The organism is Nocardia brasiliensis ATCC 700358, assembly GCF_000250675.2.
In the GTDB taxonomy this organism is placed as follows: domain Bacteria; phylum Actinomycetota; class Actinomycetes; order Mycobacteriales; family Mycobacteriaceae; genus Nocardia; species Nocardia brasiliensis_B.
This window is the reverse complement of the sequence record NC_018681.1, coordinates 8,354,862-8,369,373: the sequence shown is the minus strand read 5'-3', so window position 1 is coordinate 8,369,373 and position 14,512 is coordinate 8,354,862. Positions and strand designations below refer to the sequence as shown.

At 68.2% G+C, this 14,512-nt stretch carries 15 protein-coding genes; 9 read left to right on the top strand and 6 right to left on the bottom strand.

Annotated elements, in window-relative coordinates; all coding sequences use genetic code 11:
• Positions 1-6 precede the first annotated feature (6 nt).
• Together O3I_RS37435 and O3I_RS37430 are read left to right on the top strand one after the other, a co-directional pair.
• Positions 7-1,206, top strand: a complete 1,200-nt coding sequence (locus O3I_RS37435) for a Gfo/Idh/MocA family protein (RefSeq protein ID WP_081594234.1) — start codon at positions 7-9, stop codon at positions 1,204-1,206.
• Positions 1,203-2,213 (top strand): sugar phosphate isomerase/epimerase family protein, encoded by a 1,011-nt coding sequence (locus tag O3I_RS37430; protein ID WP_014988255.1) that lies wholly within the window; start codon positions 1,203-1,205, stop codon positions 2,211-2,213. The genes O3I_RS37435 and O3I_RS37430 overlap by 4 nt, the downstream gene beginning before the upstream one ends.
• Here O3I_RS37430 and O3I_RS37425 read toward each other — a convergent pair.
• The gene (locus tag O3I_RS37425) at positions 2,210-2,581 is read right to left on the bottom strand and encodes a MerR family transcriptional regulator (RefSeq protein WP_014988254.1); all 372 of its coding nucleotides are present in this window, start codon (positions 2,579-2,581) and stop codon (positions 2,210-2,212) included. The two genes, O3I_RS37430 and O3I_RS37425, sit on opposite strands and share 4 nt — an antisense overlap.
• A gap of 107 nt (positions 2,582-2,688) precedes the next feature.
• Between O3I_RS37425 and O3I_RS37420 the strand changes: the two genes are divergently transcribed.
• Positions 2,689-3,756 carry an alkene reductase gene (locus O3I_RS37420; protein WP_014988253.1) on the top strand — a complete coding sequence of 356 codons (1,068 nt, stop codon included), beginning with the start codon at positions 2,689-2,691 and terminating at the stop codon, positions 3,754-3,756.
• Positions 3,757-3,777: 21 nt separating this feature from the next.
• Here the strand turns inward: O3I_RS37420 and O3I_RS37415 are convergent, their stop codons facing one another.
• Complete coding sequence (locus O3I_RS37415; RefSeq protein WP_014988252.1) at positions 3,778-4,434, bottom strand: maleylpyruvate isomerase N-terminal domain-containing protein; 657 nt, start codon at positions 4,432-4,434, stop codon at positions 3,778-3,780.
• Positions 4,435-4,738: 304 nt separating this feature from the next.
• On the opposite strand from O3I_RS37415, the gene O3I_RS37410 reads away from it, so the two are divergent.
• Positions 4,739-6,676 (top strand): potassium transporter Kup, encoded by a 1,938-nt coding sequence (locus O3I_RS37410; RefSeq protein ID WP_014988251.1) that lies wholly within the window; start codon positions 4,739-4,741, stop codon positions 6,674-6,676.
• On the opposite strand, the gene O3I_RS37405 is transcribed toward O3I_RS37410, so the two are convergent.
• A complete protein-coding gene (locus O3I_RS37405; RefSeq protein WP_041563121.1) occupies positions 6,595-6,942 on the bottom strand; it encodes a TetR/AcrR family transcriptional regulator in 348 nt (115 codons plus the stop codon). The two genes, O3I_RS37410 and O3I_RS37405, sit on opposite strands and share 82 nt — an antisense overlap.
• A 125-nt stretch (positions 6,943-7,067) precedes the next feature.
• Between O3I_RS37405 and O3I_RS37400 the strand changes: the two genes are divergently transcribed.
• On the top strand, positions 7,068-7,658 hold the full coding sequence (locus O3I_RS37400; protein WP_226887161.1) for a hypothetical protein: 591 nt from the start codon (positions 7,068-7,070) through the stop codon (positions 7,656-7,658).
• A gap of 54 nt (positions 7,659-7,712) precedes the next feature.
• Here the strand turns inward: O3I_RS37400 and O3I_RS37395 are convergent, their stop codons facing one another.
• Positions 7,713-8,252, bottom strand: coding sequence for a hypothetical protein (locus O3I_RS37395; RefSeq protein WP_014988248.1), 540 nt, complete (start codon positions 8,250-8,252; stop codon positions 7,713-7,715).
• A 168-nt stretch (positions 8,253-8,420) separates the two neighbouring features.
• Positions 8,421-9,341 carry an esterase/lipase family protein gene (locus O3I_RS37390; RefSeq protein ID WP_063632293.1) on the bottom strand — a complete coding sequence of 307 codons (921 nt, stop codon included), beginning with the start codon at positions 9,339-9,341 and terminating at the stop codon, positions 8,421-8,423.
• A gap of 311 nt (positions 9,342-9,652) precedes the next feature.
• On the opposite strand from O3I_RS37390, the gene O3I_RS37385 reads away from it, so the two are divergent.
• Positions 9,653-10,909: a cytochrome P450 gene (locus O3I_RS37385; RefSeq protein ID WP_014988246.1), complete on the top strand. Its 1,257-nt coding sequence runs from the start codon at positions 9,653-9,655 to the stop codon at positions 10,907-10,909.
• A gap of 127 nt (positions 10,910-11,036) precedes the next feature.
• On the opposite strand, the gene O3I_RS37380 is transcribed toward O3I_RS37385, so the two are convergent.
• The gene (locus O3I_RS37380; protein ID WP_014988245.1) at positions 11,037-11,441 is read right to left on the bottom strand and encodes a nuclear transport factor 2 family protein; all 405 of its coding nucleotides are present in this window, start codon (positions 11,439-11,441) and stop codon (positions 11,037-11,039) included.
• A gap of 197 nt (positions 11,442-11,638) precedes the next feature.
• Here O3I_RS37380 and O3I_RS37375 point away from each other — a divergent pair, with 197 nt between their 5' ends.
• The 3 genes from O3I_RS37375 (at position 11,639) to O3I_RS37365 (ending at position 14,332) form a co-directional block, all read left to right on the top strand.
• A complete protein-coding gene (locus tag O3I_RS37375) occupies positions 11,639-12,481 on the top strand; it encodes a GNAT family N-acetyltransferase (protein WP_041564838.1) in 843 nt (280 codons plus the stop codon).
• 213 nt (positions 12,482-12,694) lie between these two features.
• Positions 12,695-13,090, top strand: coding sequence for a hypothetical protein (locus O3I_RS37370; RefSeq protein ID WP_041564837.1), 396 nt, complete (start codon positions 12,695-12,697; stop codon positions 13,088-13,090).
• Positions 13,091-13,162: 72 nt separating this feature from the next.
• Entirely contained in the window at positions 13,163-14,332 is a 1,170-nt protein-coding gene (locus O3I_RS37365; RefSeq protein WP_014988242.1) for an alpha/beta hydrolase, read from the top strand.
• Positions 14,333-14,512 lie beyond the last annotated feature (180 nt).

Genomic DNA, 14,512 nt, shown 5'->3' with positions numbered 1-14,512 from the left:
AGCCCGATGACTTCGACACAGCGCCCGACTTCGACACCGCGCTCGACTACGACACCGCGACGCACCCTGGGCATCGGCCTGGTCGGACACGCCTTCATGGGCCGCGCCCACTCGCACGCCTGGCGCAGTGCGGACGCGTTCTTCGAACTGCCACGGCGACCGGTGCTTTCGGTGCTGGCGGGGCGTGATCTCGCCCGCGCCACAGCCGCCGCAGACCAACTCGGCTGGGCGCACGCGGTGGGGGACTGGCGGCAACTGCTGGAGCGCGACGATGTCGACCTCATCGATATCTGCACGCCGGGTGACAGTCACGCCGAGATCGCCATCGCCGCACTGCGCGCGGGCAAGCATGTGCTCTGCGAGAAGCCACTCGCGAACACGGTCGCCGAAGCCGAGGCGATGGCTGCCGCGGCCGCCGCGGCCGCCCGCGACGGCGTCCGTTCGATGGTCGGCTTCAGCTATCGCCGGGTGCCCGCGCTGGCGCTGGCCCGGAACCTGGTGGCGCAGGGGCGGATCGGCACCATCCGGCACGTGCGGGCGCAGTATCTCCAGGACTGGCTCGCCGATCCGGCGGCCCCGCTGAGCTGGCGGCTCGAGCGCGCCCGCGCCGGGTCGGGCGCGCTCGGGGATATCGGCGCGCACATCATCGACGCCACCCGGTTCGTCACGGGGGAGGCACTGACCGGTGTCTGCGCGCTGCTGGACACCTTCGTCACCGAACGCCCGCTCCCGGACCGGCCGGGCAGTGGACCGGTCACCGTCGACGACGCGGCACTGTTCCTGGGGCGGCTGTCCGGTGGTGGGCTCGCCTCGTTCGAGGCGACCCGGATGGCCGCCGGGCGGAAGAACGCATTACGCCTGGAGCTCAACGGAACTCGCGGCAGCCTGGTCTTCGACCTGGAATCGATGAACGAGCTGTGGTTCCACGACCACACCGAAGAGCCGGAGCTGGCCGGCTTCCGGCGCATCCTGGTGACCGAACCCCGGCACCCCTACGCCGGGGCCTGGTGGCCGCCGGGGCACGGGCTCGGCTACGACCACACCTTCACCAACGAGGTCGCCGATCTGGTCGTCGCGATCGCGGCGGACAAGGACCCCGAACCCACCTTCGCCGACGGCCTGGCCGTACAGCGGGTACTGGCGGCGGTCGAGGCGAGCGCGGCCGACGCGGGCCGCTGGACTGCTATCGGAGGAGCGCAACCATGAGACCTGTCACGCTGTTCACCGGCCAGTGGGCTGATCTGCCGTTCGAGGAAGTCTGCGCACTGGCCGCGGGCTGGGGTTACGAAGGACTCGAAATCGCTTGTTCCGGAGACCATTTCGAAGTGGACAGGGCGCTGGCCGAGCCGAACTACGTTGCGGAGAAGCGCAAGACGCTCGAACGCCACGGCCTGCAGGTCTTCGCGTTGTCCAATCACCTGGTCGGGCAGGCGGTTTGTGATCATCCGATCGACGAGCGACATCGCGCGATCGTCCCGGCCCGCGTCTGGGGTGACGGCGAACCGGAAGGCGTACGCCGCCGGGCCGGGGCGGAGCTGGCCGATACCGCAAGGGCGGCAGCGCAACTCGGCGTGCGGACGGTGGTCGGCTTCACCGGCTCCAGTATCTGGCACACGGTGGCGATGTTCCCACCGGTGTCGCAGGAGACCGTGGAGCGCGGCTACCAGGATTTCGCGGATCGCTGGAACCCGATCCTCGATGTGTTCGACGCCGAAGGTGTCCGCTTCGCGCACGAGGTGCATCCGAGCGAGATCGCCTACGACTACTGGACCACCTCGCGGGCACTGGCCGCCGTCGGCAACCGACCGGCTTTCGGATTGAACTGGGACCCTTCGCATTTCCTCTGGCAGGACCTGGATCCGGTCACGTTCATCCTCGATTTCGCCGACCGGATCTACCACGTCGACTGCAAGGACACCAAGCTGCGCTGCGGTGACGGCCGCCGCGGCCGCCTGTCCTCGCATCTGCCCTGGGGCGATCTGCGGCGCGGCTGGGATTTCGTGTCCACCGGCCGCGGCGACGTGCCGTGGGAGGACTGCTTCCGCGCGCTCAATGCCATCGGTTACGACGGACCGATCTCGATCGAGTGGGAAGACGCCGGGATGGACCGGCTGGCGGGCGCGCCCGAAGCCCTGGCCTTCATCCGCGGATACAACGCGATCACACCGCCGACCGCCGCGTTCGACGCGGCGTTCGGCCACGAGCATGACTAATGAGGGGTGCAGCGGACGCCGCCGATCGCGGCGTCCGCTGCGTTTTCGATGACCAGGTCGAGTTCGTCGCGGGTGTGTTGCAGGTCGGCGATCTGCCGCTCGATCCGATCGCGTTCGGCGACGAGGTGTTCGACCAGTTCCGGGGTCGACTCACCCGTTGCCATGCACGGCAGGATATACAGGATGGACTTGCTCGACAGTCCCGCGCCGTAGAGCCGTTGGATCATTTCGACGCGGCGGATCGCGGCCTCGGCGTAGACGCGCTGTCCGCTGGGGGTGCGTTCCGCGGCGAGCAGCCGGTGTTCCTCGTAGTAGCGCAGCGCGCGCACGCTGACGCCCGTTTTCGCGGCGAGTTCGCCGATCCGCATGTCCGCTCCTGGTGATCTGCCTCACGTCAACTTGCCTCTGACGTCAACGTCAGCTTTTAGCGTAGTGCGCAGGGTTCGAAACCGCCACCAGCGCAAAGGAAATGACTGTGACCAGCTTGTTCGATAGTTTTCGGCTCGGCAATCTGCGGTTGCCGAATCGGGTGGTGATGGCGCCGATGTCGCGCATGCGGGGCGGCGCCGACGGCTCGGCGATCGCCTCGAACGCGATCTACTACGCGCAGCGCGCCACCGCGGGGCTGATCGTCTCGGAGGGAATTCCGCCCAGTCGGCAGGGGCAGTCGAATCCGGGTGTCCCGGCCCTGATCACCGACGCGCAGGCCGCGTCGTGGCGGCCGGTGACCGAGGCCGTACACGCCAATGGCGGGCGCATCTTCGCCCAGCTCATGCACGGCGGCCGGGTCGGGCAGCCCGACACCTCGGGGTACCAGCCCGTCGGGCCGTCGGCGGTCCGGCTGCGCGCCGACGTGTTCACCCCGAGCGGTATGCAGCCCGCGGCGACGCCGCGGGCGCTGTCGCTCGCCGAAATACCCGGCGAGGCAAAGGTTTACGCGGATGCCGCCCGGCGCGCGATCGACGCCGGATTCGACGGCGTCGAGTTGCACGGCGCGAACGGTTATCTGATCCAGCAGTTCCTGTCTTCGAACGCGAACCAGCGCACCGATGCCTACGGCGGATCCATCAGCGGCCGAATCCGATTCGCCGTCGAGGCGGTGTCCGCGACCGTGGACGCCGTCGGTGCGGACCGCGTCGGCATCCGTCTCTCGCCGGGCGGCACGGTCTGGGACATGGTCGAAGACGAGGTGCCGGAACTGTACGGCGCGTTGCTCACCGAGCTCGCCCGCCTCGATCTCGCCTTCATCGATGTGCTGGCCACCGTGGACGAGCAGTTGCTGATCGACCTGCGCAAAGCGTGGCCGAAAGCGTTCATTCTCAATCCGGGCGGGCAGATCGCGCCGAGTCCCTCGGACCGAGCCGCGGGCGAGCACTGGCTCGCCCAGGGCGCGGATCTGATCGGTTACGGCCGCGCCTACATCGCCAATCCCGATCTGGTGGAACGCTTCCGGACCGGCGTGCCGATACGCGCCCACGACCGCGACACCTGGTACACGAACACCGATGCCGGATACATCGACTATCCGAGCTACCAGTACTGAAAGCTGTTCTACCGCAATCGGCTACCCGAGGACGAGGGGTAGCTTCGCGGCCAGCTCACCGAGTTCGGCCCGCTCCGCCTCGGTCGCGGCGCGTCGTCCGGTGCCGACGAGGAGTGCGTCGGTGTCGGTGAACGACGCGGGGAAGGCGGTTCCGGCGATCTGCTCGAGCATGTCGCGGGTGCGGGCGAGTCCTTCGGCAGGTGGGGGCGTCGCGTCCGGGAGATCGGCGATGAGGTCGAGGTGGTGCAGGGTCCATTCGAGGACGTAGGCGTCGAGGTAGTCGCCGGTGGTGAGCACCTGGCCCTGGGTGCTGATCAGCTGTTTCGGGTCGGCGAGGTCGGCGGCGCGGCCTGCGGCGGAGCCGACGTCGTCGAGGTGCAGCCAGAGCAGCTGCGGCTTCTCGTAGGCGGCGGCCAACCGGACGATCAGCGCGTCCAGCGGGTCGTCGCCGGTCGGCGGGGTCTCGGCGACGGCCCAGTAGGTCACCGCGTCGCGGGTCGGCTCACCGTCGGCGGGCGTCACCAAGGTGATCAGCACGTCTTGTGCGTCGATGATCAAGTGGCACACCAGGTCTCGCACCAACCACCCGGTGCAGCCGGAGGGCCTGGCGAAGTCTTCGTCTCGGAGTTCGGCCACCGCCGAGCGCAACGCCGTCCATGTGCGGGAGAAGAGGTCCACATCGGCACGGTAGTGCGTTCTGCCATGGCGGACAAGCGCATTCGGCGCGGCGACCCGCGCACACGGCCGCATTGTTCGGGCAGTGGCCGGCGTACTGGTTGACCCGGTACGGCGGCGAGGTGACGGTGGTGGAGAGGGGGCGCGCCTGCACGACTCGATGGCCGTTCCGGAATACGGCGACCTCCGCTGCGGCCCGTCTGACCCTGGCCTGTTTCGCGTGGATGCGGTGTGATCATCGCGTCGGTACCGCGCTGACGCCGGTCCGCGCGCGACGATAGGGGCCACCCGTAGCGAGGAGCAGGCCATGACCACCGAGTCACCAGGTGCAGTGCAGACCCTCCCGCCGCAGCGGCTGCCCAGCACGCGGCTCGCGGTGGTGGTCGGCGCGCTCGGCGTCGTATTCGGCGATATCGGCACCAGCCCGATCTACACGCTGCAGACCGTGTTCGATCCCGGCGATCCGCATCCGGTGCCGCTCAGCGCGGACAACATCTACGGCATCGTCTCGCTGATCTTCTGGTCGGTGATGCTGATCGTCACGCTCACCTACGTGACGCTGATCCTGCGCATCGACAACGACGGCGAGGGCGGGATCATGGCGCTGATCACGCTGCTGCGCCGGATGGGCGGTGCCCGCAGCCGGGGTACCGCCGTGCTGGCGGGGGTCGGCATCTTCGGTGCCGCACTGTTTTTCGGCGACAGCATGATCACCCCCGCGATCTCGGTGCTGTCCGCCGTGGAAGGCGTGAAGGTGGTCCAGCCGGAGTTGGCGGAGCTGGTCGTGCCGATCACGGTGGTGATCATCGTGGTGCTGTTCACGGTGCAGCGGCGCGGCACCGCCGCGGTCGGCCGGCTGTTCGGGCCCGTGATGATCGTCTGGTTCGGCGCGATCGGGGCCTGCGGTATCGGCGGCATCGCCGGGCATCCGGAAATTCTGAAAGCGTTGTCGCCGACCTACGCACTGGGCTTCATGGCCGGACATTTCGGCATCGCTTTCTTTGCCTTGGCGGCGGTGGTGCTGGCGGTCACCGGTGCGGAGGCGCTGTACGCGGATATGGGCCATTTCGGCCGCAAGGCGATCACGCACGGCTGGCTCGGTCTGGTGCTGCCCGCGTGCACACTGAGCTATCTCGGGCAGGGCGCGTTGCTGCTCGGCGACGAAACCGCGGTGGGCAGCCCGTTCTTTCTGCTGGCACCGGGCTGGGCGCGGCTGCCGATGGTGCTGATCGCGACGGCGGCGACGGTGATCGCCTCGCAGGCGGTGATCACCGGCGCCTATTCGGTGGCGTCGCAAGCGGCGCAGCTCGGCTATCTGCCGCGGTTGCGGGTGACGCACACCTCGGAGTCGACCATCGGGCAGATCTATGTGCCGTGGATCAATTGGGTCCTGATGGTTTCGGTGATCACCTTGGTGCTGGCCTTCCGCAGTTCGGCCGCGCTGGCCTACGCGTTCGGTATGGCGGTGACCGGGACGATCACGATCGCGACGCTGCTGTTCTTCTACATGGTGCGGGTGAAATGGCAGGCCCCGCTGTGGCTCGTGCTGCTCGGCGCCGTCCCGCTGCTGCTCGTCGACCTGATGTTCTTCGCGGCGAATCTGACCAAGTTGGTGCACGGTGCGTGGTTGCCGCTGTTGATCGCGCTCACCGCGTTCACCGTGATGACCACCTGGGCGCGCGGGCGGGTGGTCGTCACCAGGGCGCGCGAGGAGAAGGAGGGCTCGCTGCGCGCCTTCATCGAGGAACTGCGCGATCGGCGCCCGCCGCTGCGCCGCGTCCCGGGCACCGCGGTGTTCTTGAACCGCGGCAAACAGACCACGCCGCTGGCGATGCGCGCCAATGTGGAACACAACCACGTGCTGCACGAGCACGTGGTGATCCTCTCGATCGAGACCGAGCCGGTGCCGCGCGTCCCGGACGTCGCCCGCACCGAAGTCGACGCGCTGGGTTACGGCGACGACGGAATCATCCATGTGACAGCGCGTTTCGGCTATATGGAGACGCCGAACATCCCGCACACCCTGCGGCTGCTCGATCCCGCGTCCACCGAAGGGCAGCTCTCGGTCGACGGCGCCTCGTACTTCCTGTCGAAGATCGAACTGAAGCGCGGCCCGGCGCCGACCATGGCGACCTGGCGCAAACATCTGTTCATCGCCACGTCCTACATCACCGCCGACGCCGCGGAGTATTTCGGCCTGCCCGGCGAGCGCACCGTGATCATGGGCTCCCGCGTCGAGGTGTAGCTCAGGTCGGCGCGCCCAGCGCGCGCAACAGCAGGGTGGGTCAGCCAGGCCAGCAATCCGTCCAGGGTTTTCCGCAGGTCACCGCGCAGCGAGCCGGTGTCCGCGACGGCCGCGCGGGACGCGCTGAACTCGGCGAGCACCGCGAGCGCCATCTCCAGCTTGGACGGCCAGCGGCGGTACAGCGCGCTTTTGCCGACGCCTGCTCGCTTCGCCACCGCTTCCATCGACATCCTGGCGAAACCCTGTTCGGCGAGTTCGTCCAGCACGGCTTCGGTGATCGACTTGGTGATCTCCGGCTGCAGGACGGCGGCGCCGGTCGGGATGCGACTTCGTGCGCAACGCGCTGCCAGGTCATTCGTCGGTTCCGGGGGCGGCGCGATAACTTGGTCCGGTGATCAGAAATTCGGTACCCACGACGGCGGGAGCATGGCGGGCGGGTGACGGCACGGCGGTGTCGTTGCGGGAGGCGACAGTGGCGTGGGCCTTGGCCGCGCACGCGGAACTTTCCGAAATCGCCACGGGGTATGGGCATTTCATCACCGTGAACGAATTGGCCGAGCGGGTGCAGGAGGCGTCCGGGGTGCACACCGCGGCCCCGACCCGCACCTGGATGGACGCGATCCTGCGCAAGATCGCCCGGCGCTGCCACAAAGCGGGCGAGCCGCCGCTCACCGCGCTGTGCGTGCGCCGCAACCACACCGTCGGCGACACCTACAAGTACGTGCTCGAACTCGCGGGCCTGCCGATCCCGAACGATCTGGAGACGCACGCCGCGTACGCCCGGTGGCAGTGTTACGAATTCCACGGCGCGGCCATGCCCGCGGAGATGGGCGTGCCGCCGCTCACGCCGAAAGTGGCGGGCCGCCGCTCGGTGAGCACCGCCGTGCAAACAGAGGTCAAGCCGCAGCCGACACGTCCCGCGGTCTGCGCGCAGTGCTTCATCCAGCTGCCGGCCAGCGGGGCCTGCGAATACTGCGTATAGCGCAGCCGGGTCCGGGGCTACCGGACCCGACTGCGGGTGGGGACCAGGGAACGGCTACGACACGGCGCCGATGAAACCGCCGATGGCGGCACCGATGGCGCAGCCGATGATCGCGCCGACCAGGAAGAACCAGATCCCGATCAGGATGCCGACCACACAGCCGACGACCGCGCCGGCCAGGATGGCGCCACCGCCGCCGACGGTGTGCATGAACGGCAGATCCTGGGAGCTGGCCGCGACCGGGGCAGGCCCGCCCACCGGGGTCAGGGTCAACGCGGTGTCACTGGCCAAAGCCGGTGTGACGGAAAGGGTTCGGCCCGCGTCCACGCGCAAGGTCGTCGGAATCGCGCCGACCACGGCGCCGTCGTCGGCGAGCACCTGGACCGCGTCCGGCGTCAGGACGAACCGGCCCGACGCCAGGGTGACCGTGGCCGAGGAATGATCGGCGGCGAGTGTCGTCGTATAGCCGATCGGGCCGTCCACCGCGCTGACGCTGATATCGGCCAATTCCGCTTCGCCGTGGGCCGTCGCCATGGTGATTCCGGTGGCCGCGATGGCGAATACTGCGGTCGCCACCAATTTCTTGATAAACATGGGTCTTTCCAATCCGTGCGGGTTTCCTTTGACGTTCCCCCGACAAACGGCACCGGACGTAGCATCATGATGCGCGCGCCGCTCGCGGCGTGTCCATACGGTGTTTTGCCTGTTCGAACCGGGTTCTCGGTCTGGTTTTCGCCCCTCGGATTGGGGGTTGGAATTGTGTTATTCCGGTTGTTCGGCCGGGCACGGGTCGTCGGAATACGGCAGCCCGAGCGCTTTGTGCACCAAATAGGCGACTGCGGGCGAGTTCGGCAGAATGCCGTGGTGATAGGTGTCGGTGGGACACACGTCCTGTACCCAGACATTGTCGACGGTGGCGCCGACTCCGGCGCGCAGGAAGGTCGCTTCCGGCGGGGTGACCACGTGGTCGACCCGGGTCGCGATCGCGGTGTAGTGGATGCCGGGCTCGGTGTCGCCCGCGGCGTTCAGTGTGCGCAGGAATTCGCTGCTCGCCAGCTGCTGGGCGGCGGCGGTGCCGAGCACCCTGGCGATCATGCTGTCCGACATCACGGAGGCGCTGCCGGTGGGTAGGAGATAGCCGAGCCCGTCCGCGGTGGTGCCGTGATGGGTGGCGGCGATGGTGACGAGATGGTCGACCTTGTTCCGGGCGGGGTCGGCGCGCTCCGCACCGCCCTCGAAGCGAAGGTACTGCCGCGCCAGCGGGCCACCCTGCGAATGAGCGACGATATCCACCCGCGCCGCGCCCGTGGCGGCGCGTACCCGGGCGACGAACGCGGCGAACTCCTTGGCCGAGGTACGAATATCGGCGGTGCCGAACACACCGGGCACCGCGCCGCGCATGCTGGTGGGCGCGTGCCCGTAATTGAGCGAGAACACGCACACGCCATGTGCTTTCAGCTGCGGTGCGAGCGTGTCCCAGGCGCTCTGGTTGTCCCACGTGCCGTGCACGAGCAGCACGGGTTGCGGGTAGGCCGCCGCGGGCACGCAGGTCCAGTCGTTGGCGCCGGTGGGCGGTGTGGTCCAGTCCGCGCCGGTTTCGGCGGCCGCGGGTGCGGCGGCGGGCAGCACCGCGACGGCCACGGCAAGTGCGACAACACCCCAGCGACACCGACGGGCAGCCATCGAGGCACGGTTCCTTTCGCCGATACAACAGGTCTGCTCAGCAGATCGGCTGCCTCGATGCCAAGTCCGTCATCAGATGTCGGGCCACAAACCATTCGGCGCGGGCCAATAGAACCATTGCGGTGCTGCGGTGGCAAACATGTCGTCCGGAGTGGCGGGCGAAATGTTTCCGGCGGCCGGTGCGTCAATGTCTTTCTGCCCGGAACGGATTCACGCTTCGAGCGGTGGCTTGTCGGCGATTTTCGATACGCGCGGACAGTTTGCTGCCTACTCTCACGAGGCTTGTAGTACGAACGCCTGGAGTCTCCGCAATGACGATGCCCCCACCCACCGCAGACAGCCGGGCCGGTCAAGCCCCGCACGGTTCCCCCATCGACACCGACGGCCCCCGGGTGTCGTTGTATTCACCGGAGTTCGCTGCGGATCCGCACGGCGCCTATCGGCGGATGCGCGAACGGTACGGATCTCTGGTGCCGGTGGATCTGGCCGAGGGCGTACCCGCCACCTTGGTGATCGGGTATTACACCGCGGTACGAATCTTCAACGACCCGGACCATTTTCCGGCCGACCCGCGTGCGTGGCAGCAGAACATTCCGTCCGATTGCCCGGTATTGCCGATGATGCAGTGGCGACCGAATGCGTTGCGCAGCGCGGGCGCCGAGCACGCGCGCTATCGCCAGGTGAATACGGCGGGCCTGGACAAGGTCGACCAATACGGCCTGCACGACACGGTGGCCGAGATCGCGATACCGCTGATCAACGCGTTCTGCGCGGACGGATCGGCGGACCTGGTGCGCCAGTATGCTTTTCCACTCGCCTTCGCGGTATTGAACGCGCTGCTCGGCTGTCCGGCCGAAATCGCGCAGCAGGCCGCGACCGGAATGGCCGCGATCTTCGAAGGGGTCGACGCCGACCAGGGGAACAAGATGCTCGTCGCGGCGCTGCTGGAATTGGCGCAGCGCAAGCGGACCGCGCCCGGCGACGACGTGACCACCCGGATGTTGCAGCATCCCGCCGAGTTGACCGATACAGAAATGGTGCACCAGTTGGCGACGCTGTACGGCGCGGGTATCGAGCCGCAGCAGAATCTGATCGTCAACACCCTGCTGCTGATACTCACCGACGAGCGATTCGGCGGCAGCGTGCTGGGCGGCAGCCTGTCCACCCGCGACGCGCTGGACGAGGTGCTGTTCAACGATCCCCCGATGGCGAATTTCTGCATCAGTTTTCCGCGGCAGCCGATCCTGATCGACGACATCTGGTTACCCGCGCACCAACCGGTGGTGATCAGCATGGCCGCCTGCAACACCGATCCCGCGATCGCCGCGAATCAGTACGCGGGCAACCGGTCCCACCTGGCGTGGGGCACCGGGCCGCACGTGTGCCCGGCCAGCTCGCTGGCCTATCTGATCGCCCAGGATGCGATCGATCAACTCTTGGACGCGCTGCCCGAGATCGGCCTCGCGGTCGCGCCGAGCGAGCTGGTCTGGCGACCGGGGCCGTTCCACCGCGCGGTGACCGCGTTGCCGGTCACCTTTCCCGCCGCGCCGCCGCTGCCGTTGCCGTGAAACGCGAACCGGCCGACGGTTTCTCGAAGAACCGTCGGCCGGTGGTGTACTCCCGGATCAACGGGAGCGCGCTGCCCGGGCTGAGTCGGGTGTTACAGCCCTGGGCGGGGCGATCGCAGTGCGCGATCTAGTTGAGGTGCGTCGCGCCGTCGAGTGCGGCCAGCATGGCCGGGGTGTCGACATAGTTGTCGAAGCCGACGACGCGACCCTCCCGCAGGTGCCAGACATGGATGTTGGGGACGTCGAAGGCGACGTCACCACCGGTGGTCTTGCCGACCCCGCGGCCCATCATGACCACGTCGTCGCCGGCCGCGAAGATGCTCTGCGGCACTACGTTCGCGTCGATATGCGCCAGCATCGTCCCGAAATACGTATTGGCGCCTTCGTGCCCGACATGCCGTCCGCCCCACGGCAACTGCGCGGCCTCCTTGATCTCGATATCGGGGTCGAAAAGTCGCTCGATGACCGAAAAGTCGCGCGCGCCGAACGCGTGGTACACCTGGGTGACTAATTCGAGATTGATCTGGGACACTGAAAGAGCTCCTCGTGGGGCGAAACGTGTTGAACACCAACATCCTTGCGCCCGTCCGGGCGCGTCGCCACACGAGGAAGGCTGCATTTTGGCAACGGAATTCCGGGGCCGCCACCGCGATTGCGCCGGTCGCGAAAATGAGGCGCGCCCCCGAACTCGGTGCTGGTAGGAATGCAGCCATGTCCAACGACCTGAGTCTGTTCGCCGGGACCGACCTCGCCGCCCGCATCGAGCGCGCCGAGCGGTCGTTGATGGCCGAGGGCGCGCAGGGTGCTGCGCGCCGCGATCCGCGCGAGCGGGTGCTGCGGCAACCGATCGGCAGCGGTCTCGCCGTGTGGGCGGGCGCGTATTCACCGCTGGACAAGGTGGTCGGCGTCGGCATGGGCGACGAGTTCGACGACGCGGCGCTCGAGGCGGTGGAAAAGGCCTACGCCGAACGCGGCGCGCCGGTGCAGTTCGAGGTGTCGACCCTGGCCGATCCCGGTGTCGTAGACCGCCTCACCCGGCGCGGCTATGTGCTGACCGGCTTCGAGAACGTGCTCGGCCTGCCGCTCGCCCCGGGGCGAGCGGCGCAACCGGCCGACGGTGTCGAGGTGCGCGCGGTCGCGCCGGACGAATTCGATCGCTGGCTGGACATCTTCATCGACGGGTTCGCCGTGCCGGATACCCAGGGCGCCGGCTCCGACGAAGCGTTCCCGCGCGAGGTGCTCGCGCACGCGATGCGCGATATGGCCGGGGCGAGCGGCTTTTCCGGTTCGATCGCGTGGCTCGACGGCGCTGCGGCCGGTGCCGCGAGCCTGCGCCTGCACGACGGCGTCGCCCAACTCTGCGGTGCCGCGACCCTGCCCGAGTTCCGGCGGCGTGGGGTGCAGGCCTCGCTGCTGTCGACGCGATTGGCCGCCGCGGCCGCGGCGGGCTGCGATCTCGCGGTGGTCACCACGCTGCCCGGCTCGAAGTCGCAGCAGAACGTGCAACGGATGGGCTTCCAACTCCTTTACGCCCGTGCGATTCTCGTCGACTCGGCGTCGGCGCAGCGTTGATCCGGCGGCGCGAAAACGGCTGCGCGGTGCCGGTGCGATGCGCGTACTCCTAGCGGATGAGCCGGGCCGTCGTCATCGGCGGTAAGGAGGACTGCCGGGCGCGGAAACCTCCGTCCTCCGGGGTACGCCGATCCGGTCGCGCGGCCGATGCGGCACAGCCCCTCGCGGCGACAGGATTCCGGTGACGCTGCCATCCAGCCGGAGGTTTTCGAGATGACGAATGTGCTGCGCAGCGGCCGCTACATTGCGGCCACCGTGGACGAATTGCGGCAGCACACGGCCGCGGACAAGGCGGCGGGCGTGGTCAGCCAGCGGGCGTTGTTTCCGCGCCGCGGGCGCATCGAGCTCGACGAGGACGTGCTCGTCCTCGCGGATTGGAGTGATAACGGGGACCTGCTGCTGTCGCGGGCGGCGATCGTTTCGCTGCGCCGGGAGTTCACCGCGCTCTACGGCCGAGTGATGGGCGGGCTGCTCAACTCGGGCAAGCCGCTGATCTTGAAGACGACGACGGCCGGCGAGATCTACGTGCTGATCGATCGTCGCGAATTCGCCGAGTTCACCGACAACCGGCAGTGGGCCGACGCGATCGCCCAGTGGCAGGACTGCTGAGCCGAGACCGGCACCGCCGGCGGGTCGGCGTGCCATCCGCGCAGGTGCGGGCCGTCATGGGTTAATGATCGAATGGTCATTCGGTGGATCATGACGGCGCTGGCCGCGGGGGTGGCCGGGTTGCTGACGCTGTTCGCGTACGTGATCATCGCCGTGCGGATTCCCGCGCCCTTCGTGGCGCTGACGCACGTGGTGAGCGACTATGGCCTGTATCTGATCCCGCTGGGCGTCGCCGGGTTCGTGCTGTCGCTGATCGCCTTCGCGCCGCGCAGCCGCACCGGTGTGCGCCGCGCGGCGGCGGTGACCGGCCTGGTCTGCCTGCTCGGCGTGGTGGCCTCGGGCTTTCCGCTGGCGGCATCGTGGGGGACCGCGGTGCGCCACGACGCGAAACTGTCTTTCGGCGAATACTTCACCGGGGGCGCGAACGTCGGCGCACCCGTGGCCGAACTGAGCACCGTCTTCCACACCATCGATGGCCAGGATCTGAAACTCGACGTGAAGCTGCCCGCCGGGACACCATCGCGACCGCGGCCCGCCGTGGTCTGGGTGCATGGTGGCGGCTGGGCGCACGGCGATCGCGGCGAGGCGCCGAAATGGCACCGGTGGCTCAACGACAAGGGTTACGCCGTCTTCGCCATCGACTACCGGCTGGCACCGCCGGCTACCTGGAATCAGGCGCCCGCGGATGTGAAGTGCGCCGTGGGCTGGGTCAAACAGCAGGCGCAGACCTACGGCATCGACCCGCAGCGCGTCATGATCGCGGGCGGCTCGGCGGGCGGCAACCTGGCATTGATGGGCGCCTACGCCGACGACCGGGTGCCGCCCAGCTGTGCGGTGACCGACACCGCGGTCAAGGCGGTCGCGGTCTTCTACCCTATTCCGGATCTGGTGGAGGCGTGGCGGGACAGCGGGCTGCCCGCGCGGATGCACACCTTCCTCGAGAACTACATCGGCGGCAGCCCGGAGCAATTTCCGGATCGGTACAAGGCGGCCTCGCCCGTCACCTACGTGCGGCCCAATGTGCCGCCGACGCTGATCATGCACGGCACCAGGGATCACGTTGCGCCGTACCGGGGCTCGGCCGAACTGGCCGAGCGGTTGCGCCGGGTCGGCGTCGAAAATCGTTTGATCGCAGTGCCTTATGGCGAGCACATCTTCGATTTCAGCTGGGGAGATTGGGGTTCGCAGATTTCCCGGCACACCTTCGCCGTTTTCCTGGGCGACCATTTCCCGGCACCCTGAGCGCACGCGTCCGGAATTAGCCGACGCGGGTGGGGAATTGGTGTCGGCGGGTTGAACATCGAAGCGTGTGTCCACATGCCGGGAAGTGCCCCCGGTCACCATTGTGCGTCGCAGTGACGGACGTTACTGTAACCCCTCGTTGAGGGGAACGAAGTAGTTCCCCACTGTGGGAGGGTTCGC

Bases quoted from the DNA above. Each gene is read 5' to 3' on its own strand.
- O3I_RS37435 (WP_081594234.1), top strand. From the start codon at position 7: ATGACTTCGACACAGCGCCCGACTTCGACACCGCGCTCGACTACGACA.
- O3I_RS37430 (WP_014988255.1), top strand. From the start codon at position 1,203: ATGAGACCTGTCACGCTGTTCACCGGCCAGTGGGCTGATCTGCCGTTC.
- O3I_RS37425 (WP_014988254.1), bottom strand. From the start codon at position 2,581: ATGCGGATCGGCGAACTCGCCGCGAAAACGGGCGTCAGCGTGCGCGCG.
- O3I_RS37410 (WP_014988251.1), top strand. From the start codon at position 4,739: ATGACCACCGAGTCACCAGGTGCAGTGCAGACCCTCCCGCCGCAGCGG.
- O3I_RS37395 (WP_014988248.1), bottom strand. From the start codon at position 8,252: ATGTTTATCAAGAAATTGGTGGCGACCGCAGTATTCGCCATCGCGGCC.
- O3I_RS37390 (WP_063632293.1), bottom strand. From the start codon at position 9,341: ATGGCTGCCCGTCGGTGTCGCTGGGGTGTTGTCGCACTTGCCGTGGCC.
- O3I_RS37385 (WP_014988246.1), top strand. From the start codon at position 9,653: ATGACGATGCCCCCACCCACCGCAGACAGCCGGGCCGGTCAAGCCCCG.
- O3I_RS37370 (WP_041564837.1), top strand. From the start codon at position 12,695: ATGACGAATGTGCTGCGCAGCGGCCGCTACATTGCGGCCACCGTGGAC.
- O3I_RS37365 (WP_014988242.1), top strand. From the start codon at position 13,163: ATGGTCATTCGGTGGATCATGACGGCGCTGGCCGCGGGGGTGGCCGGG.